This is a genomic window from Streptomyces sp. GbtcB6, from assembly GCF_019091475.1.
Classification (GTDB): domain Bacteria; phylum Actinomycetota; class Actinomycetes; order Streptomycetales; family Streptomycetaceae; genus Streptomyces; species Streptomyces hyaluromycini.
The window spans coordinates 184,496-204,239 of sequence record NZ_JAGXJL010000006.1; the positions used below are offsets into that span (position 1 = coordinate 184,496).

Below are 19,744 nucleotides of genomic sequence, written 5' to 3' on the forward strand. Positions count from 1 at the left end.
GCGCATAGGGGGATTGGCGCCGACACCGGCCCACGGTGCTTGCCTTCGTCGACAACCGGTCGAAATATCCCTTTTATTGCTGCCGTGCAGTCGCCGCGGTGCCTTGCCGCCACGCCACCGCAGCCGTGCACCGAAGGGATACGCCATTGAGAGCCCCCGCCCTGTACTCGGCAGCCGGGTCCCTGATCCTGACCACCCTGGCCGCCGCCCCGGCCGGGAGCGCACCCCGCGTCCCGGACTCGGCGTCGGCCGAACTGCGCGGTACCGCCGTGGCCGCCGCGCGAGCGCGCGCGGAGGGCATCGACTTCGGCCGGTGCGCCACCGATCTGGAGGCGCCGGACACCTTCCGGTGCGGCACGGTGAGCGTCCCGCTTGACTACGCGCACCCGGACGGCAAGCAGATCAAACTGACCGTCAGCCGGGTGCCGGCCACCCACAAGGATCCGCACAACAGCAAGCGCAAGGTGCCCCGGCAGGGCGTCCTGGTCTACAACCCGGGCGGCCCCGGCGCCTCCGGCATGCTCTTCCCGATGATCGGCGTACTGCCCGAGTGGAAGCGCATCGCCGCCGCCTACGACCTGGTCGGCTACGCCCCGCGCGGCGTCGACCGCTCCGCCCCGCTGTCCTGCGTCGACCCCAAGCACTTCTACAAGGCGCCGTCGCAGTCGCCGACGCATCCCTCCGAGTCGTACAAGAAGGCCCGGATCAAGGAGGCGAAGGCGTACGCGAAGGGCTGCCTCAAGCGCTCCGGGAAGAGGCTGCGCCACTACACCTCGCTCAACAACGCCCGGGACCTGGACGTGCTGCGCGCGGCGCTCGGCGAGGACCGGCTGACCTTCATGGGCGCCTCGTACGGCACCTACTTCGGCGCGCTGTACGCGACCCTGTTCCCCTCGCACGTACGGCGGATGGTGCTGGACTCGGCGGTGAACCCGGACCCGGAGCGGATCTGGTACCGGGACAACCTGGAGCAGTCGGCCGCGTTCGAGGGCCGCTGGGCGGACTTCCGGGACTGGATCGCCAAGCACGACGACGTGTACGGGCTCGGCGACACGGCCGCGAAGGTGCAGGCGAGCTACGACAAGGCGAGCCGGCGGCTGGCCAAGAAGGCGGCCGGCGGGAAGGTCGGGCCGGGGCAGTTGCAGGGCGCGTTCCTGTCGGCCGGGTACTACGACGACTTCTGGCCGAGCCGGGCGGAGGCGCTGTCGAAGTTCCTGAAGGGGGACGCCAAGCCCCTGGTCCGGCTGGCGGCGCCGGTGACGGAGACGGCCGCCGAGGCGGAGAACGGCAACGCGGTCTACACGGCCGTCGAGTGCAACGACGCCCCCTGGCCGAGGAAGTTCACCACCTGGGACCGGGACAACACCCGGCTGGCCCGCGTGGCACCCTTCGAGACCTGGGACAACGCCTTCATGAACCTGCCGTGCGCCTACTGGCCGGTGCCCCGGCAGAAGGCCCTCGACGTGGGGACGGGCCCCGGTGAGCTGCCGCCGACGCTCATCCTCCAGGCCGAGCGGGACGCGGCCACGCCGTACTCGGGCGCGCTGGAGATGAACCGGCGTCTGGCCGGCTCGGTGCTGGTGACCGAGCGGGACGCGGGCACGCACGGCATCGGCGGCGGCCCCAACAAGTGCGTGAACGGCTACCTGGAGGCCTACCTGCTGGAGGGCCGGCTCCCGGACCGGCGCGCCTCCTGTGCGGGGCACCCCGAGCCGAAGCCGGCGGCCGACCATGCCCGGTGGAAGAACCTGCGGGACTCCCTGAAGGGCAAGGCCGGCCAGCGCTGACGAACGGTCAGGCGAGGCCCGCGACCAGCTCCGCGATGTCCTTGCGGCGGCCCGTGTAGAACGGGACCTCCTCGCGGACGTGCATCCGGGCCTCGGAGGCGCGCAGGTGGCGCATGAGGTCGACGATGCGGTACAGCTCGTCGGCCTCGAAGGCCAGCAGCCACTCGTAGTCGCCGAGCGAGAACGAGGCGACCGTGTTGGCGCGCACGTCCGGGTAGCCGCGGGCCATCTTGCCGTGGTCCGCGAGCATCCGGCGGCGGTCCTCGTCGGGCAGCAGGTACCAGTCGTACGACCGCACGAACGGGTAGACGCTCACGTAGTTGCGCGGGGTCTCGTCGGCGAGGAAGGCCGGGATGTGCGAGCGGTTGAACTCGGCGGGGCGGTGCAGCGCCATGTTCGACCAGACCGGCGTGAGGGCGCGGCCCAGCTTCGTGCGGCGGAAGAGGTTGTACGCCTCCTGGAGCTGGTCGCTGGTCTCCGCGTGCCACCAGATCATCAGGTCGGCGTCGGCACGCAGCCCGGAGACGTCGTAGGTGCCGCGGACGGTCACGTCCTTCGCGGCGAGCTGGTCGAACAGCTCCTGGACCTCTTCGGCGTAGCCCGCGCGGTCCTCGGGCAGCACGTCCTTCAGCTTGAAGACCGACCACAGGGTGTAGCGGATGACCTCGTTGAGGTCCTTGGCCAGCTTGCCCTTGTTCGGGATCCTGCCGGACTCGGTGGTGGGGGCGTCGTCACTCATGGTCCCTATTCTCCCGCTCCGCCGTGCAGGCTCTGCACCGGGTTGGCCGTGAGCTCCTCGACGGCTCCCAGGTCGCCCGCCAGCTGGTCCACCGCCGCGTACGCGCTCGCGATGCAGGCGGGGATGCCCACACCGTCGTACTGCGCCCCGCACACCGCGAGGCCCGGCAGCTTGGCGACGTGCTCGCGGACGCGGGCCACGCGCGCGTGGTGGCCGACCGGGTACTGGGGCAGGCCGTCGGTCCAGCGGGTGACGCGGGTGGCGACGGGGGCCGCGTCCAGGCCGGTGGCCGCGTGCAGGTCCTGCCGGGAGACGTCGACGAGGCCGGCGTCCTCGCGGCCGAGGACCGCGGTCTCGCCGTACCGGCCGACCGAGGTGCGCAGGACGACGACGTCCGGGTTCTCGTCGGCGATCCAGCCCCACTTCTGGGAGGCGAAGGTGGAGGCCTTGATGGTGCGGCCGTCGACGGGCGGGACGAGGAAGCCGCTGCCCTCGGGAAGGGCGAGGTCGGCGCGACGGTAGGCGAGGGTGACCAGGGCCATCGAGGCGTACTCGACGGCCGACAGCTCCGCCGCGGCGGCGGGCGCCTCGGCGCGCAGCAGGGCGGCGGCGACGGGCGCCGGAACGGCGACGACCACCGCGTCGGCGTGCAGCACCCGGTCACCGGCGACGATGCGCCAGACGGTGCGCGAGCCGTCATGTCCGGCCGCGTCCGCCTGGTCGGGCCGTACCCTGCGCAGCTCCGTCACGGGCGCGCCGGTGACGATCTCGCCGCCGCGGGACCGGACCGACTCGGCCACCGCGAGCGGCAGGGTGCCGACGCCGCCCTCGATGCCCATGAAGACCGGCCCGGTCTGCTGGTTGGCGACCGCCTTGGCCTGGATCTCGCGGACGGCCTCCGTCAGCGAGTCGTGGGTCTTGGCGGCCTGGTAGAGCTGCGGGACCGCCGAGCGCATCGAGATGCGGTACGCGTCACCCGCGTAGACCCCGCCGAGCAGGGGCTCGACCAGCCGGTCGACGACCTCCCGGCCCAGCCGGGCGGCCACGTACTCCCCCACCGCGACGTCGTCGCCCACCTCGGTGCGGGGCAGCTCGGTGTCGCGCTCGATGCGGGCGAGGCCCTCCTCCGACAGCACACCGGCCAGCGCGGCGGCGGTGCCGGGGACGCCCATGACATGGCCCTTGGGCATCGGCCGCAGCGCGCCCCGGGTCCAGATCGAGGCCGTGGCGGTGGCCGGCGGCTGCAGCCGGCCGGTGAGGCCCGCCTCGTGCGCGAGGGCGACCGCCTCGGGCCGGCGGGCCAGCATCGACTCGGCGCCCAGGTCGACCCGCACGCCCGCGATCTCGCCGGGCAGCAGCTTGCCGCCGACTCTCTCCGAGGCCTCCAGCACGGTCACGCGCGCGCCGCGCTCCAGCAACCGGTGCGCCGCGGCCAGCCCCGCGATCCCGGCTCCGATGACGACGACCTGGCCCGTACCCGTTGCGCTCATGCCCTCACTCTCTCAAACCCCACTGACACTCCCGCCCCCGCCCGGTGACCCGTACGCGTCCGGACCGTGACCGCATCGGGACCCGCGCCGCCAAACGTCCCGCCCCGCCCCGGCGTCGAAGGAGCGTCAGTCATCAAGACCCCCGGGGGGAACCATGCGCCATCCCGTACGACCCGCCCTCGCCGGCCTCCTGCTCGCCGCCGCCCTCGTCCTCACCGGATGCGGTGCGAACGACACCGCGGACAGCAGCTCCGCCGGCGATGCCAAGGCGGGCGCGAACAGCGCGGCCAAGGAGGCGGCGGGCTCGGCAGGCGCCAAGGACAGCGGCAGCGGGACCGGCCGGACGACGCCCGACCTCACGGTGAACCGGATCATCCGCACCGCCTCCCTGACCGTGCAGGTCAAGGACGTACCCAAGGCCCTCGACGCGGCCCGCACCACGGCCGAGGACGCCGGGGGCTACGTCGGCAACGAGACCACCACCCGGGATTCCGGGGGCCGCGAACGCACCCGCGTGGTCCTCCGGGTCCCCACCGACAAGTACGACGAGGTGCTCACCGGCCTCCAGGGCGCGGGCAAGCTGATCGACCGTACCGCGAAGGCGCAGGACGTCACCGACCAGGTGGTCGACGTGGACAGCCGGGTCACCTCGCAGCGGGCCAGCGTGGCCCGGATCCGCGAGCTGATGGACCGGGCGACCAAGCTCAGTGACGTGGTCACCCTGGAAGGGGAGTTGAGCAGCCGGGAGGCCGACCTGGAGTCGCTGCTGGCCCAGCAGGCGTCCCTGAAGGACCGCACGAGCATGGCCACGATCACGCTGTCCCTCACCCAGACGCCGGTGAAGAAGGCGGCCGCGAAGGACGACTCCCCGGGGTTCGTGGACGCCGTGTCCGGCGGCTGGCACGTCTTCGTCACCATGCTGCGCTGGATCGCCCTGGCCCTGGGCGCGGCCCTGCCGTTCGCGGCACTGGCGGCCGTGGCGGCGCTGCTGTGGTGGAAGCTCGTGCGCAGGCGCCGTACCCCGGCCCAGCCCGGCAGCGAGACCTGAGCGAGCCCGAAATGCCCGCGCCCCGTAGCGTGTTCGCATGAACATGAGCGGTGGGCGGGAACGACTGGTCGTGATCGGCGGTGACGCCGCGGGCATGTCCGCGGCGTCCCAGGCACGCCGGCTGCGGGGACCGGACGAGCTGGAGATCGTGGCCTTCGAACGCGGCCACTTCACCTCCTACTCGGCGTGCGGGATCCCGTACTGGGTCGGCGGTGACGTCGGGGAGCGGGACGATCTGATCGCCCGCTCGCCCGAGGAGCACCGGGCGCGCGAGATCGACCTGCGGATGCGTACCGAGGTCGTGGAGATCGACGTGGCCGGGAAGCGGGTACGCGCGCGTGACGTCGATTCCGGCGCCGAGTCCTGGACGTCGTACGACAAACTCGTCATCGGCACCGGCGCCCGGCCGATCCGCCCCGACATGCCGGGCGCGGACGCGCCGGGGGTGCACGGCGTGCAGACCCTGGACGACGGCCAGGCCCTCCTCGACACGCTGGCACGCACGCGTGGCCGCCGGGCCGTGGTGGTCGGCGCCGGTTACATCGGCGTCGAGATGGCCGAGGCGCTGATCAACCGGGGCTACGAGGTGACGGTCGTCAACCGCGGCAGCGAGCCGATGTCCACGCTCGACCCGGACATGGGCCGCCTGGTGCACAAGGCCATGGAGGGCCTCGGCATCACCATGGTGAACGACGCCGCGGTCACCAAGGTGCTCACCGGCCAGGACGGCAGGGTGCGCGCGGTGGCCACGGAGGACGCCGAGTACCCGGCGGACGTGGTGATCCTCGGCATCGGCGTCCGCCCCGAGACCGGCCTGGCCCAGGCGGCGGGCCTGCCCGTCGGCGGGCACGGCGGCCTGCTCACCGACCTCGCGATGCGGGTGCGCGGGCACGAGGACATCTGGGCGGGCGGCGACTGCGTGGAGGTCCTGAACCTGGTCTCGGGCCAGGAGCAGTACATCCCGCTGGGCACCCACGCCAACAAGCACGGCCAGGTCATCGGCACCAACGTGGGCGGCGGTTACGCCACGTTCCCGGGTGTCGTCGGTACGGCGGTGAGCAAGGTCTGCGACCTGGAGATCGCGCGCACCGGCCTGCGCGAGAAGGACGCCCTGCGGGTGGGCCTGCAGTTCGAGACGGTCACCATCGAGTCCACGAGCCGCGCCGGCTACTACCCCGGCGCGAGCCCCATGACGGTCAAGATGCTCGCGGAACGCCGGACGGGCCGCCTGCTCGGCGTCCAGATCGTCGGGCGGGAGGGCGCGGGCAAGCGGGTCGACATCGCGGCCGTCGCCCTCACGGCCAACATGACGGCGGAACAGATGACGGCCCTGGACCTGGGCTACGCGCCACCGTTCTCGCCCGTGTGGGACCCGGTACTCGTAGCCGCGCGCAAGGCAGCGGCCAAGGTACGCGGCGGGACTTTCTGAGAAGCGCCAGCGTTGCCTACCAAGGGGCGCGGGGCGTAATCGATTTGCGGCTCCGCCGCGGGGCGCGACCAGCCACAGTCCACCCGCACCCCGCAACAGCGATCAAGCCGTCCCACTGATCCGCGGCAACGAAGTGACCCCCGCACCACCCGGCGCAGCCGCAACCCCAGCCCCGGCCCCCTGCTCGGTCCCCGGCCGCGCATGCGCGGCCGCCGGCCGCGTAGACCGCAGCCGGTTGCTGACCGCCTCGTCCAGCGTCACCGGCCGCTGCATCTGCGCAGCAAGTCGCCCCGCCTCCTGGCCGAGCCGTGCCACGTCCTCCCAGGGCAGCCGCACGACAAGGGAGATCTCGGCCTCGCCGTCGGGCAGGGCCTGCATGGGAGGGAATGCCTGAGGAGTAACCCGCTCGTTCATCGCCTGTTCCTCACGTCGCCTGTACCTCACGTCGGTCGCAGGGACATACGCACGCGCGCGTGCCGACGTTCACGAAGACTCCCCGCGCTTCGAGCGCCCCCGCCCTGGGCACTAGTCAGCTGTGGTCATCCCCGTTCATGACGTGAACCCGGTGCGTCGCACGCCGTATGTGACGTACGCACTGATCGCCGCGAACGTGCTCGTCTTCCTGTTCACGCCCGGCATAGCCGGCTCCGTGGCCGGCGGCAGCGATCTGGCGCAGTTGTGTCATCTGCAGGCTTTCATGGACCACTACGCGGCGGTCCCCCGGGAGCTGATCCACCATCAGATGCCGCAGGTGGTCCCGAGCGGCCAGGTGGGCATCGGCCGGAACGGCCCCGGCTGTGTCGTCGGCCCGCCCGGCTACGACAAGTCGCCGGTGCTGTCGGTCTTCACGGCGATGTTCCTGCACGGCAGCTGGCTGCACCTGCTGGGCAACATGCTGTTCCTGCTGATCTTCGGCAACAACGTCGAGGACCGGATGGGCCACATCCGTTTCTTCCTCTTCTACGTGTTCTGCGGCTACGCGGCCGGCTACGGCTTCGCGCTCGTCAACGCCTCGTCGGGCGACCCGCTGATCGGCGCGTCCGGCGCGATCGCCGGGGTCCTGGGCGCCTATCTCGTCCTCTACCCGACGGCCAGGGTCTGGGTGCTGGTGCCGTTCCTGGTCTTCCTGCCGCTGCGGCTGCCGGCCTGGCTGGTGCTGGGCTTCTGGTTCGTGCTCCAGGCCGTGTACTCGTCCGGCGAGGGCGTCTCCGACGCCGGGACCGTGGCGTACGCGGCGCACATCGTCGGCTTCCTCGTGGGCATGCTGCTCGCCTGGCCGCTCAAGCCGGGCACACCCCCGCCGCCGGAACCGCGCGGCCTGCTGTTCGGCAGGCGGGCCCGACCCCGGCACAGCTGGTAGCGGGGCGGGTCAGCGCGCCGTCTCGGTGTGGACGAACTCGACGAGCCGGGTCAGCGCGTCCGGGTCGGTGGACGGCATCACACCGTGGCCCAGGTTGAAGACATGGCCTTCGAGACCGGCGGCCGCGTCGAGCACCTCGCGCGCCTTGGTCTCCACCGCGTCCTTGCCGGCGAACAGGACCGCCGGGTCGAGGTTGCCCTGGAGCGCCTTGCCGGGGCCGATCCGGCGGGCGGCCTCGTCCAGCGGGACCCGGTAGTCGACGCCGACGACGTCCGCGCCGGCCTCGCCCATGAGCTTGAGCAGTTCGCCGGTGCCGACCCCGAAGTGGATGCGCGGGACGCCGTATCCGGCGACGGCCTCGAAGACCTTCGCGGAGGCGGGCAGCACCGAGCGGCGGTAGTCGGCGGGGGCCAGCGCCCCGGCCCAGGAGTCGAAGAGCTGGACGGCGGAGGCACCGGCCTCGATCTGGACCTTGAGGAACGCGGCCGTGATGTCGGCGAGGCGGTCGAGCAGGTCGGCCCAGAGCTCCGGGTCGCCGTACATGATCGCCTTGGCGTTCTCGTAGGTGCGCGAGGGGCCGCCCTCGACGAGGTAGCTCGCGAGGGTGAACGGGGCGCCGGCGAAGCCGATCAGCGGGGTCGGGCCGAGCTCGGCGGTGAGCAGGCCGATCGCCTCGGTGACATAGGAGACGTCGTCGGGGGTGAGGTCGCGGAGCTGGGCGAGGTCGGCGCGGGTGCGGATCGGGTGCGCGACGACCGGGCCGACACCGGGCTTGATGTCGAGGTCGATGCCGATGGCCTTGAGGGGGACGACGATGTCGCTGAAGTAGATCGCCGCGTCCACGTTGTGCCGGCGGACGGGCTGGAGTGTGATCTCGGCGACCAGCTCGGGCCGCGTGCACGACTCCAGCATGGGGATGCCCTCGCGCACCTTGTGGTACTCCGGCAGTGAGCGCCCGGCCTGCCGCATGAACCACACGGGAGTGTGCGGTACGGGTTCACGCCTGCACGCCTTCAGGAAGGCGCTGTCGTACGTCGCTGTCGGCTGCTGGCCCGCGGGGCTCCCGTTCGCACTCACGACGGCAAGTCTCGCACGCCCCCGAAGGCGCCGTGACCGCACCCTGCGCGGCACCTCGGGTGGGGCCTTAGGTGGTGTCTCTCCCTGCGCGAAGGCGTCGTTCCCCTTACTCTTCCCCGCATGGCTGCGGCTCAGGGACGACTGTCGGACGGCGCTGGCGGGATGGGCGAGGGGAAGGACACCGAGGAGGACGAAGGACATACCGGGAGTACCGCGCCGCCGGCCTTCCGGGCCGCGGTCGACGCGCTGCGCGGTGCCCGGCTGCGGCCGCAGGTCGAGGTGGAGCCGACACCCGCCCCGCAGCGTCTCGCCCCGTTCGCGTACGCCGTGGAGGCGGCGGTCGTCGACGGCGACCAGGATCTCGCCGACGGGCGTCTCGTGCTGCTGCACGACCCGGCCGGGCACGACGCCTGGCACGGCACGTTCCGGCTGGTCACACTGGTGCGCGCGGAGCTGGAGCCGGAGATGGCGGCCGATCCGCTGCTGCCGGAGGTCTGCTGGGCGTGGCTGACCGGCGCCCTCCAGGCGCGCGGCCTGGTGTACGGCGAGCCGAGCGGGACCGTGACGCGCGCCAGTTCGCACTACTTCGGCGGGCTGTCCGCGCGCCCCGCCGCCTCGCAGATCGAGATCCGGGCCTCCTGGACGCCCCGGGAGGGCCGCACCGGCGTCCCGGACACCGCGTCCCACCTGGCCTCCTGGTGCGACCTGCTGGCGCAGGTGGCCGGCCTGCCGCCGGCCGCCCCCGGCGACGCCTCGGTGGTCACACTGCCGCAGCGCCGCGACCCGCAGGCGCGCTGAACCCGCACCGTCGTTGATCAGGGGCCCGTCCACCCGGGTCCCGTCGACTCACCCTGTCCACCCGAGTCCCGTCGACTCACCCTTCATTGACCATCTCTTTGTCGATACGGCCACTTTCTGTCCCGTACGGCAACAGCCCGAACCGATTCGATCTTCGGATGATCGATCGCGTGTCCGAATTGCACGTATTGTTACTCACCAAATCGTGATCATTCTCTAAAGGCGGACGGGTTTGGTGCCGAAGACGACTGTGACCTTGAAAGCACGGTTCGTCCCGGCTTCATCCCCACAAGCCGGCCCCCGTCCCCCACCCCAGGAGGCCTGGTGTCCGTTCTCCTCGAGCAGCCCGCAAGCCTGGTCGCCTACCGCCCGAACAAGCCCACCGCCATGGTGGTCGTGGCCGACCCGCGCGTCCGCTCCACCGTCACCCGCCACCTGTGGGCGCTCGGCGTGCGCGATGTCATCGAAGCCTCGTCCATCGCGGAGGCTCGTCCCCGCATCGGCAACCCCCGCGACATCTGCGTCGCCGACGTCCACCTCCCCGACGGCTCCGGCCTGACCCTCCTGTCCGAGACCCGCGCGGCGGGCTGGCCCAACGGCCTGGCCCTGTCCGCCGCCGACGACATCGGCGCCGTGCGCAACGCCCTGGCCGGCGGTGTCAAGGGCTACGTCGTCACCGGCACCCGCACCAACATCGGGCTCCCCACCCGACCCGGTGCCTCCCCCATCGGCGCCGCCTCCCGCATGCACCGCCGCCCCCCGGGTGCCCCGAGCCACCCGGGCGGCTACCGCGAGCTCTCCGGCCGTGAGGTCGAGGTGCTCCGACTGGTCGCGGAGGGCCAGTCGAACAAGGCGATCGGCGTCTCGATGGGACTGTCCGCCCTCACCGTCAAGAGCCACCTCGCCCGCATCGCCCGCAAGCTCGGCACGGGCGACCGCGCCGGAATGGTCGCCGTCGCCCTGCGCACCGGCATCATCCACTGACCGGCCGATCACCGGCCACCGGCCACCGATGGCCGATCACCTGCCAACGATCAACGACGGCCGGTCACCGACCGTCGGCCTCACTGATCGCCGGTCACTGACCGGTCGTACGTTCACCGACATGACCGGACCGGCCGCTGGTCCGTCGTCATGTCGTAACCCGCTGTCCCCCGTTCGTGGAGCTGATCTTTCACCGGCCTGACTGGTTTACGCCCCTCCGGCGCCCGTCGACGGAACGTTCCGTCGACGGGCGCCGTCCACACACAGATACCCTTGACATGTGACCGACGCCCAAGAGACCGCAGCAGACAGTTCACTGCGCACCACCGGGGGCACCCCTCCGGACGACGCCGGATCTTCTGTGGCGGGGGCGCCGATCCCTTTGCTCGAGCCCCGTGAGGGCATTCCGCCGGTGGTCGTGGACGAGGCCGCGCTGGCCCGGGTGATCGCCGCCTTCGCCGCCGGCTCCGGCCCCGTCGCCGTCGACGCCGAGCGAGCCTCCGGTTACCGCTACGGCCAGCGCGCCTACCTGGTCCAGCTGCGCCGCGAGGGCGCCGGGACCGCGCTGATCGACCCCGTCGCCTGTCCCGACCTGTCGGGCCTCGGCGAGGCACTGGCCGGCGTCGAATGGGTGCTGCACGCGGCCACCCAGGACCTGCCCTGTCTGCGCGAGATAGGCATGACGCCCAGCAGCCTCTTCGACACCGAGCTGGCCGGCCGGCTCGCCGGGTTCCCCCGGGTCGGGCTGGGCGCGATGGTCGAGGGCGTGCTCGGCTTCGTGCTCGAAAAGGGCCACTCCGCCGTCGACTGGTCGACCCGGCCGCTGCCCGAACCCTGGCTGCGGTACGCGGCGCTCGACGTCGAGCTGCTCGTCGACCTGCGGGACGCCCTGGAGAAGGAGCTGGACCGGCAGGGGAAGCTGGAGTGGGCACGGCAGGAGTTCGACGCGATCGCGGCCGCGCCGCCGGCCGAGCCGCGCAAGGACCCCTGGCGCCGGACGTCGGGAATGCACAAGGTGCGCCGGCGCCGGCAGCTCGGGGTGGTGCGGGAGCTGTGGGAGACCCGGGACCGGATCGCGCAGAAGCGGGACGTGTCGCCGGGCAAGGTGCTCAGTGACACGGCGATCGTGGAGGCGGCGCTGGCGTTGCCGCCCAATGTGCACGCCCTCGCGGGGCTGAACGGCTACGGCCACCGGATGGGGCGGCGGCAGCTGGAGCAGTGGCAGGCGGCGGTGGACCGCGCCAAGGCGCTGCCGGACACCGCGCTGCCGCAGCCGGGGCAGCCGGTGACGGGGCCGCCGCCGCCCCGGGCGTGGGCCGACAAGGATCCCGCCGCGGCGGCTCGCCTGTCGGCGGCCCGGGCCGCGGTGTCGGCGCTGGCCGAGCAGCTCACCATGCCGCAGGAGAACCTGATCGCACCGGACACCGTGCGCAGGCTCTGCTGGGAGCCGCCGAAGGCGGTCGACGCGGAGACCGTGGGGACCGCGCTGGTGGGCTACGGCGCGCGGCCCTGGCAGGTGGAACAGGTGACGCCGGTGCTGGTGGCGGCGTTGTCCGCCTAGGCGGACGACGCGGCCGACGCCCGGCACCCACACTCACACCGGGCCTTCTCCGACCGGTTCGTCCTGCGACGGTTCCGGACCGGCCGCATCGGCCTGGCCGGCCGGGCCTTCGAGGAACGCGGTGTAGAGATGGCCGCCCCGGTTCACGGAAAAGTCGATCTCGGGCAGGAGGTCCGGGACCGCGATTGCGGTCATCAGATTGCGGTACATGCGCGAGATCCGCGCTTCGATATTCCCCAGGTGCCGGTCGATGGTGTTCGAGATGAGCACCAGTCCGGCCCAGTCGCCCGCGATTTGGTAGGCCTGCTGTTCCACATCGACGAATTGTTTCAGCTCGCCGCGTCGCCGCGCTTCGGTGAGCTGACCCGTATTGAAAGCGATCCAGTCCGGCCACGGGGTTCCATAGGTCTCCGGCGCATTACTGTGGAACGACAGTTTCCAGGCGGCCTGAAGTGCGTTCTCCCGGGAAATCCGGTAAGCGAGGATCATCCCGATGTCGACCACTTCCTGGAGCATGATCCGCTGCTCTCGCAGACCGTCCATGGACAGCGTGTCCTGCATGATGGCCGTCGCCACTTCGATCTTTCCACCCGGGAAATGCCTGTAGAAGGCCCCTTTGCTGGTCCGCGCGGCAGTGATGAGATCACCGACCGACGTCCCGTCGTAGCTGTCCCTCACAAAGAGCGCGCCGGCGGCGTCGAGGATTCGCTGCCTCGTGTCGATGGCACGTTGTTGCTGACGCCGCGGTCTGCGCGGGTTGCTCATTCGATCTCGCCTTCGAGACCCATTCACGGGTTGACGGATTCACGGATTCACGGCTGAACAGGCTTTGTCCGGGATGACCGCGTACGCGGTGATTCAGCCCCCCGATACTACCCCGAAGATCGGACCGGGCGAGGGGTTCAAAGGATTGTTCGCGACCGCCCGGACACCTCCTGCGACCGAGGCTCGCTTGACGTGACCGGGCCCGAGTTCCAGACTGGGCGCCTGACAGAACAGACCGAGTGGTCCCTTCTGGCTCAGGCGCCATCCGGGCAACAGGGACATCTCTCCCTTCACGGCGAGACATCCTGGTTGCCCTGAGCGCCTGGCCAGCCGTCCAAGCAGGGTGATTGCCGCCCGAATCCGGGAAAAATCCCTGCAGTTGAGGGACCAGCGTGCTGTTCTGCCGCAACAGACGAGGGGACGGAGCAGAAGAGACCACTCGGTCCGAACAAGACCCGGTGACACAGAGGCCGCAAACACCACCCAGATCACTACCCAGCCAATGCACGGGGGCGCATTGAGCGGGCGTCATGGCACGCGCCTGCTCAAGGACAGTCTCAGCCAGGATCCGCGGGGCCGGTCTCCCTGCCCTGGAGGACTGCCCGGACTGCCGGCCCCCACTTCACCGAGGGGAGTCTTTGTGCACGCACGTGGCCGTTCACGGGTGCCCGGCGAACACCGGGGCGGGCGAGCAGCACCACCGCCGGACACGGCGCGGCAGTGCTCTTTCAGACACTTTCACCGCCCGAGCGGCGAGCCGAACCGCGGCTCCATCCCCGTCGGCACCCGCTGACCCCGTCCAGCAGCCAGCCACCCCACCCGCTCGGGAGCCCGCCGCCATGACCACCGTCCCCTCCTCCTCCGCCGCCGCGGCCGTGCTACGGGCCGGTCCCGCCGCCGGCGCCGTGGCAGTGGTCGCGCCGTACGACGGCGGGGCCCCGTATCAGCAGGCCTTCGCGCGGCACGGCTGGCGGACCGTGGCCGTCCTCCCGGAGCACCGGCTGCGCCCGCCGGCGTACCGGAACGCGACGCTGCCCGTCGGGTACGGCGACCGGGTCGTGCACCGGGGGCTGCGGCAGACGGTCAAGGCGCTGCGGGCGCTCGGGGTGTCGGCCGTCGTCGCGGGCGGCGCCGAGGGCATCGAGCTGGCCGAGCGGATCGCCTGGCAGCTCGGACTGCCCGGAGCCGATCCGGCGTCCTCGCCGCTGAGGTACGACCGCGGTGCCCAGGCGGCCCGGCTGTCCCGGCTGGGCATCCCGGCGCTGCGGGGCATCCGCACCGCGCGTCTGGCCGACGCCGTGACCTGGGCACGGTCGTACCCCGCGGCCGGCTACCTGCTTGCCCCGGCAGCCGCCGGAACCCCGGTCGACGCGGTGGAATGCGCGGACGAACGCCAGGTAGGCGCGGCCTGGCCGGCCCTGTGGCACGCGGCCGCCCAGCACTACGGAAGCCCGCACCTGGTGCTCAGCGAGCTGCCCGGTCGCCACCGGTACACGGTCGACAGCGTCACCCGCCCGGGCCCGGACGGACGGCCCGAGCACGTCGTCACCGGCCTGCGGGCGGATGTTCATACCGGTCCGCGCACGCCGGGCGGCCCGCCGGCACCGGCCCTCGCGCGCTACACGGCCCGGGTGCTCGACGCGCTCGGCGTGGTGTGCGGCCCGGCCACCACGCGGCTCGCGTGCGGCGACGACGACACGGCCTGCCGCGGGCCGCTGCTGGTCTGTGCGATCGCGGCGCCCGTCATGACACGGGCCGACGAGGCACCGCGTCCGGCGACCGGCCGTCACCGGGCTTCGGGGGTGCCGGACCCCTGGTCCGCTCCCGCCGTCCCGTTCTTCCGGGACCGTTCATGACCCGACGGCCGTCCGCATGCGTACACCACCACCCGAGAGGAGCCCCCGTGCTCACGTCCCCCGCGCCCCGGTCCCGCCCCGCCGGCACCCGGCGGCTGTTGACGGGCAACACCCGCATCTTCGAACTGGGCACACCGCGGACCGAGCCGTCTCCGCAGCATCCATTCGCCGCCCCGGTGATGCGCGCCGTACGGACCTGCGGGTCCGATGTGGCTGGTCGCGCAGTTCCCCGCGCCCCTAAAGGGGCGCTCCAGACGAGGCACCTTGCCATGTGACGTTCGCCGCTCCACCCACCAGGACTGGGCAGCCACGTTACTCATAAGTAGCATGGGGCCTGAGCGCGCGCTCAGCGCATCGCAGCAGTGCCATCCCGCACCCTGGAGGAGAGCCATCGTGCCTCGTACCGTCAGGGATGTCGTCTTCGTCGACGGCGTCCGCACCCCGTTCGGCAAGGCGGGCCCGAAGGGCATCTACCACGAGACCCGTGCCGACGACCTCGTCGTGAAGGCGATCCGGGAGCTGCTGCGCCGCAACCCCGGGCTGGACACCAAGAAGATCGACGAGGTCGCCATCGCCGCGACCACCCAGATCGGTGACCAGGGTCTGACCATCGGCCGTACCGCGGGCATCCTCGCGGGCCTGCCGACCTCCGTGCCCGGCTACTCCATCGACCGTATGTGTGCCGGCGCCCTGACCGCCGTCACCACGGTCGCCGGTTCCGTCGCCTTCGGCGCGTACGACGTGGCCATCGCCGGCGGTGTCGAGCACATGGGCCGGCACCCGATGGGCGAGGGCGTGGACCCGAACCCGCGGTTCGTCAGCGAGAAGCTGGTCGACGAGTCGGCGCTGTTCATGGGCATGACCGCGGAGAACCTGCACGACCGCTACCCGCAGATCACCAAGGAGCGCGCGGACGAGTACGCGGTGCGCTCGCAGGAGAAGGCCGCCAAGGCGTACGCCAACGGCAAGATCCAGGCCGACCTGGTGCCGATCTCGGTGCGCCGGACGAACCCGGAGGGCGGCGAGACCGGCTGGGGTCTCGTCACGGCCGATGAGCCGATGCGCCCGGGGACCACCCTGGAGAACCTGACCGGTCTGAAGACGCCGTTCCGCGTCCACGGCCGGGTCACCGCCGGTAACGCGGCCGGTCTGAACGACGGTGCGACCGCCTCGATCATCGCCTCCGAGGACTTCGCCCGCGAGAACAACCTGCCGGTGAAGATGCGTCTCGTGGCGTACTCCTTCGCGGGTGTCGAGCCGGAGGTCATGGGCTACGGCCCGATCCCGGCCACGGAGAAGGCGCTCGCCCAGGCCGGTCTGAGCATCTCCGACATCGGTCTGTTCGAGATCAACGAGGCCTTCGCCGTGCAGGTGCTGGCCTTCCTCGACCACTACGGCATCGCGGACGACGACGAGCGCGTCAACCAGTACGGCGGCGCCATCGCCTTCGGTCACCCGCTGGCCTCCTCGGGTGTGCGTCTGATGACGCAGCTGGCCCGTCAGTTCGAGGAGCAGCCGAACGTCCGCTACGGCCTGAACACCATGTGCGTCGGCTTCGGCATGGGCGCGACGGTCATCTGGGAGAACCCGCACTTCGAGGGGGACAAGTGAGCACCACCGCCGAGCTTCTGAAGCAGGCCTCGGACCTGTTCCCCGACGAGGTCGTCACGTCGGCGCACGTACGCCACTTCGACCTGCCGTCCGGGGCCGGCCGCTTCGCGCTGATCACCCTGGACAACGGGCTCGACCACACCAAGCCGACCACCTTCGGCCCGGCCTCGCTGGCGAACCTCAACACCGCCATCGACCAGGTGGAGAAGGAGGCGGCCGACGGCACGATCGTCGGTGTCGGCATCACCGGCAAGCCGTTCATCTTCGCGGTCGGCGCGGACCTCAAGGGCGTCGAGCTCCTCAAGGAGCACGAGCACGCGCTCGCCATCGGCAAGGGCGGTCACGAGGTCTTCAAGCGGCTGTCGGGCCTCGCGGTGCCGACCTTCGCGTACTACAACGGTGCCGCCATGGGCGGTGGCGTCGAGGTCGGTCTGCACTGCGCGTACCGGACCGTCTCGAAGGCCATCCCGGCGTTCTCGCTGCCCGAGGTCTTCCTCGGTCTGGTCCCGGGCTGGGGCGGCTGCGCGCTGCTGCCGAACCTGATCGGTGCCGACAAGGCCGTCTCGGTCATCATCGAGAACTCCCTGAACCAGAACAAGCAGCTCAAGGGTGAGCAGGTCTTCGACCTGGGCATCGCCGACGCTCTCTTCGAGGGTGCCGACTTCCTTGAGCAGTCGCTGATCTGGACCGCCCAGGTGCTGAAGGGCGACATCGAGGTCGAGCGTCCCGTGATCGACCGCGGCGAGGCCTGGGACCAGGCTGTCGCGCGCGGCCGCTTCATCGCCGACAGCAAGGTGCACGGCGCCGCCCCGGCCGCCTACCGCGCCCTGGACATCATCGCCGCCGCCAAGAACGGTGACCTCCAGCAGGGTTACGACGCCGAGGACCTGGCCCTCGCCGACCTGATCACGGGCGGTGAACTGCGCGCCGGCATCTACGCGTTCAACCTGGTGCAGAAGCGCGGCAAGCGCCCGGCGGGTGCGCCCGACAAGAACCTGGCGCGTCCGGTCACCAAGGTGGGCGTCGTGGGCGCGGGCCTCATGGCCTCGCAGCTCGCGCTGCTCTTCCTGCGCCGCCTGGAGGTGCCGGTCGTGCTGACCGACATCGATCAGGAGCGCGTCGACAAGGGTGTGGGCTACGTCCACGCCGAGATCGACAAGCTGCTCGGCAAGGGCCGTATCAACCAGGACAAGGCCAACCGCCTCAAGGCGCTGGTGACGGGTGTCCTGGACAAGGCCGAGGGCTTCTCCGACGCGGACTTCATCATCGAGGCCGTGTTCGAGGAGATCGGCGTCAAGCAGCAGGTGTTCGCGGAGGTCGAGGCGGTCGCCCCGGCGCACGCGATCCTCGCCACCAACACCTCCTCGCTGTCGGTGACGGAGATGGCGTCGAAGCTCAAGAACCCCGAGCGGGTCGTGGGCTTCCACTTCTTCAACCCGGTCGCGATCCTGCCGCTCCTGGAGATCGTCCGCGGCGAGCAGACCGACGACGCCTCGCTGGCCACCGCGTTCGCCGTCGCCAAGAAGCTGAAGAAGACGGCGGTTCTGGTGAAGGACGCCCCGGCGTTCGTCGTGAACCGCATCCTCACCCGCTTCATGGGCGAGATCCAGAACGTCATCGACGAGGGCACCCCGGTCGAGGTCGCGGAGAAGGCGGTCGAGCCGCTCGGTCTCCCGATGTCCCCGCTGGTGCTCCTGGAGCTGGTCGGTCCCGCCATCGGCCTGCACGTCTCGGAGACCCTCAACCGGGCCTTCCCGGACCGCTTCACGGTCTCCCCGAACCTCGCCGCCGTCGTCAAGGCGGGCAAGCGCGGCTTCTACGTGTACGACAGCGGCAAGCCGGAGCTGGACCCCGAGGTCGCCGCGCTGCTGAAGCAGGGTGACGTCGTCCTCAGCGAGGAGCAGGTCCGCGACCGTGTCCTGGCCGCCGTCGCCCAGGAGATCGGGCTCATGCTCGACGAGGGTGTCGTCGCCGAGGCGCAGGACATCGACCTCTGCCTGATCACGGGCGCCGGCTGGCCCTTCCACCTGGGCGGCATCACGCCGTACCTGGACCGCGAGGGCGTCTCGGAGCGTGTGAACGGCAAGAAGTTCCTGGCCCCGGGCGTGGCTTCGGTCCCCGCGTAACGGCCACAGCAGCGTCAAGGGGCCCTCCGCACCACGCGGAGGGCCCCTTTCGCGTGCCGTCACCGGCGGTCCGGACGTCAGACCTCTTGCCAGGCCTGCAGCGCCAGCCCCGGCTCGTCCTTGCGGCGGGTGAGGAGGAGCTGGCCGGTGGCCGGGGACAGGCTCGCCGCGGTCACCCGGCCCTCCGCGTCGGTGGTCAGGGCGACGGTCGCGTCCGCGGGCAGCTGCGGGCCGGACTCGGTCCACCAGACGCCCGCCTGTTCGTCCTCGGTCGGGTAGGCGGCGAAGGCGACCCGGCCGCTCGCCGAGCGCTGGGCGAGCAGGGTGCAGTCGTACCCGTCGAGTTCGCAGCGGACCGCGGCGACCGGGCCGGGCCCGGCGGAGGGCAGCAGGGTGTACGGCTTGCCGCCGGGACGCCAGGCGCAGAGGTCGCCGGACTCGTCGGTGTAGTAGAGGGTCGTGCTCTCCGGCGAGGTGGCGAGGGCGCGCAGGGTGCCCGGCCGGACCGGGGTCTCCAGGGACTCAAGGAGCACGGGCGGCTTCCCGGCCGCCTCCTGGCGCCAGTGCACGATCCCGCCGGGCACGGCCGCGTACACCTCGACCCGCCCCGACTCACCGGTCACCGCCGCGAGCCCGTCCTCGACCAGCCGCCCCTTCAGGTCCCGCCACGGTTCCCAGCCGCCCTTCGCCTTCTGGGCGACCATGCTCACCCCGCGCCCCCGGTTGCGGACGAAGACTTGGGCGCGGCCCTGCGCGTCCACCGCGACGGCCGGGGAACCGGTGACGTCGCCCTTCTTGCTCGGGTGGCCGATCGACTGCCAGTCCAGGGCGGCCAGATGCGGCCGGTAGTGCGTGGAGTGGACGAGACCCGACTCGCCCTTCACCGTGGGCCGCCAGGCGACCAGGTGGGCGTATCCGTCGGCCCCCTGCCCGACCGAGAAGCCGGAGTGCAGCCGCTGGTCGCCGCCCATTTTCCGGGGGGTGCCCCAGAGGCTGCCCGGGCCGCGCTCGGCCCGGCACAGCACGGCGTCGCCCGACGGCAGATAGACACTGAGCCGGCCGTCACGGCCGCGGAGGAGCCAGTCGCCGTTCACCGCTTCACTCTAAGCGGGG

16 protein-coding genes are annotated in these 19,744 nt (G+C 71.6%); 10 read left to right on the plus strand and 6 right to left on the minus strand.

All coding sequences use genetic code 11. The features are described 5' to 3' along the window. The first annotated feature begins 146 nt into the window (after positions 1 to 146). A complete protein-coding gene (locus KVT45_RS13190; RefSeq protein WP_217547151.1) occupies positions 147 to 1,787 on the plus strand; it encodes an alpha/beta hydrolase in 1,641 nt (546 codons plus the stop codon). Positions 1,788 to 1,794: 7 nt separating this feature from the next. Here the strand turns inward: KVT45_RS13190 and hemQ are convergent, their stop codons facing one another. Beyond that, a complete protein-coding gene (gene hemQ / locus KVT45_RS13195; protein ID WP_217547153.1) occupies positions 1,795 to 2,526 on the minus strand; it encodes a hydrogen peroxide-dependent heme synthase in 732 nt (243 codons plus the stop codon). A 5-nt stretch (positions 2,527 to 2,531) separates the two neighbouring features. Continuing rightward, a complete protein-coding gene (gene hemG / locus KVT45_RS13200; RefSeq protein WP_217547154.1) occupies positions 2,532 to 4,016 on the minus strand; it encodes a protoporphyrinogen oxidase in 1,485 nt (494 codons plus the stop codon). A gap of 154 nt (positions 4,017 to 4,170) precedes the next feature. Between hemG and KVT45_RS13205 the strand changes: the two genes are divergently transcribed. After that, the gene (locus KVT45_RS13205) at positions 4,171 to 5,064 is read left to right on the plus strand and encodes a DUF4349 domain-containing protein (RefSeq protein WP_217547156.1); all 894 of its coding nucleotides are present in this window, start codon (positions 4,171 to 4,173) and stop codon (positions 5,062 to 5,064) included. 37 nt (positions 5,065 to 5,101) lie between these two features. Then, positions 5,102 to 6,493: an FAD-dependent oxidoreductase gene (locus KVT45_RS13210; RefSeq protein ID WP_217547158.1), complete on the plus strand. Its 1,392-nt coding sequence runs from the start codon at positions 5,102 to 5,104 to the stop codon at positions 6,491 to 6,493. Positions 6,494 to 6,595: 102 nt separating this feature from the next. Here KVT45_RS13210 and KVT45_RS13215 read toward each other — a convergent pair whose 3' ends face one another. After that, positions 6,596 to 6,907 carry a hypothetical protein gene (locus KVT45_RS13215; RefSeq protein WP_217547159.1) on the minus strand — a complete coding sequence of 104 codons (312 nt, stop codon included), beginning with the start codon at positions 6,905 to 6,907 and terminating at the stop codon, positions 6,596 to 6,598. Between the two features lie 121 nt (positions 6,908 to 7,028). Between KVT45_RS13215 and KVT45_RS13220 the strand changes: the two genes are divergently transcribed. Beyond that, positions 7,029 to 7,853 (plus strand): rhomboid family intramembrane serine protease, encoded by an 825-nt coding sequence (locus tag KVT45_RS13220; RefSeq protein ID WP_217547161.1) that lies wholly within the window; start codon positions 7,029 to 7,031, stop codon positions 7,851 to 7,853. A 9-nt stretch (positions 7,854 to 7,862) separates the two neighbouring features. Here the strand turns inward: KVT45_RS13220 and hemE are convergent, their stop codons facing one another. Continuing rightward, complete coding sequence (hemE, locus tag KVT45_RS13225) at positions 7,863 to 8,930, minus strand: uroporphyrinogen decarboxylase (protein WP_217547162.1); 1,068 nt, start codon at positions 8,928 to 8,930, stop codon at positions 7,863 to 7,865. A 120-nt stretch (positions 8,931 to 9,050) separates the two neighbouring features. Here hemE and KVT45_RS13230 point away from each other — a divergent pair, with 120 nt between their 5' ends. The 3 genes from KVT45_RS13230 to KVT45_RS13240 all read left to right on the plus strand — a co-directional run bounded on the left by KVT45_RS13230 (position 9,051) and on the right by KVT45_RS13240 (position 12,273). Beyond that, positions 9,051 to 9,728, plus strand: a complete 678-nt coding sequence (locus tag KVT45_RS13230; protein ID WP_217547164.1) for a DUF3000 domain-containing protein — start codon at positions 9,051 to 9,053, stop codon at positions 9,726 to 9,728. 324 nt (positions 9,729 to 10,052) lie between these two features. Then, on the plus strand, positions 10,053 to 10,712 hold the full coding sequence (locus tag KVT45_RS13235) for a response regulator transcription factor (protein ID WP_217547166.1): 660 nt from the start codon (positions 10,053 to 10,055) through the stop codon (positions 10,710 to 10,712). 280 nt (positions 10,713 to 10,992) lie between these two features. Next, a complete protein-coding gene (locus KVT45_RS13240; RefSeq protein ID WP_217547167.1) occupies positions 10,993 to 12,273 on the plus strand; it encodes a ribonuclease D in 1,281 nt (426 codons plus the stop codon). Between the two features lie 33 nt (positions 12,274 to 12,306). On the opposite strand, the gene KVT45_RS13245 is transcribed toward KVT45_RS13240, so the two are convergent. Then, positions 12,307 to 13,038: a TetR/AcrR family transcriptional regulator gene (locus tag KVT45_RS13245; protein ID WP_217547169.1), complete on the minus strand. Its 732-nt coding sequence runs from the start codon at positions 13,036 to 13,038 to the stop codon at positions 12,307 to 12,309. 839 nt (positions 13,039 to 13,877) lie between these two features. On the opposite strand from KVT45_RS13245, the gene KVT45_RS13250 reads away from it, so the two are divergent. From KVT45_RS13250 to KVT45_RS13260, 3 genes are all read left to right on the plus strand, one after another. Next, a complete protein-coding gene (locus tag KVT45_RS13250; protein ID WP_217547171.1) occupies positions 13,878 to 14,894 on the plus strand; it encodes a hypothetical protein in 1,017 nt (338 codons plus the stop codon). A gap of 393 nt (positions 14,895 to 15,287) precedes the next feature. Then, on the plus strand, positions 15,288 to 16,505 hold the full coding sequence (locus KVT45_RS13255; RefSeq protein ID WP_217547172.1) for an acetyl-CoA C-acyltransferase: 1,218 nt from the start codon (positions 15,288 to 15,290) through the stop codon (positions 16,503 to 16,505). Continuing rightward, positions 16,502 to 18,631 carry a 3-hydroxyacyl-CoA dehydrogenase NAD-binding domain-containing protein gene (locus KVT45_RS13260; RefSeq protein ID WP_217547174.1) on the plus strand — a complete coding sequence of 710 codons (2,130 nt, stop codon included), beginning with the start codon at positions 16,502 to 16,504 and terminating at the stop codon, positions 18,629 to 18,631. The genes KVT45_RS13255 and KVT45_RS13260 overlap by 4 nt, the downstream gene beginning before the upstream one ends. Positions 18,632 to 18,708: 77 nt before the next feature. Here the strand turns inward: KVT45_RS13260 and KVT45_RS13265 are convergent, their stop codons facing one another. After that, positions 18,709 to 19,725 carry a hypothetical protein gene (locus KVT45_RS13265; protein ID WP_217547176.1) on the minus strand — a complete coding sequence of 339 codons (1,017 nt, stop codon included), beginning with the start codon at positions 19,723 to 19,725 and terminating at the stop codon, positions 18,709 to 18,711. Between the last annotated feature and the right edge of the window lie 19 nt (positions 19,726 to 19,744).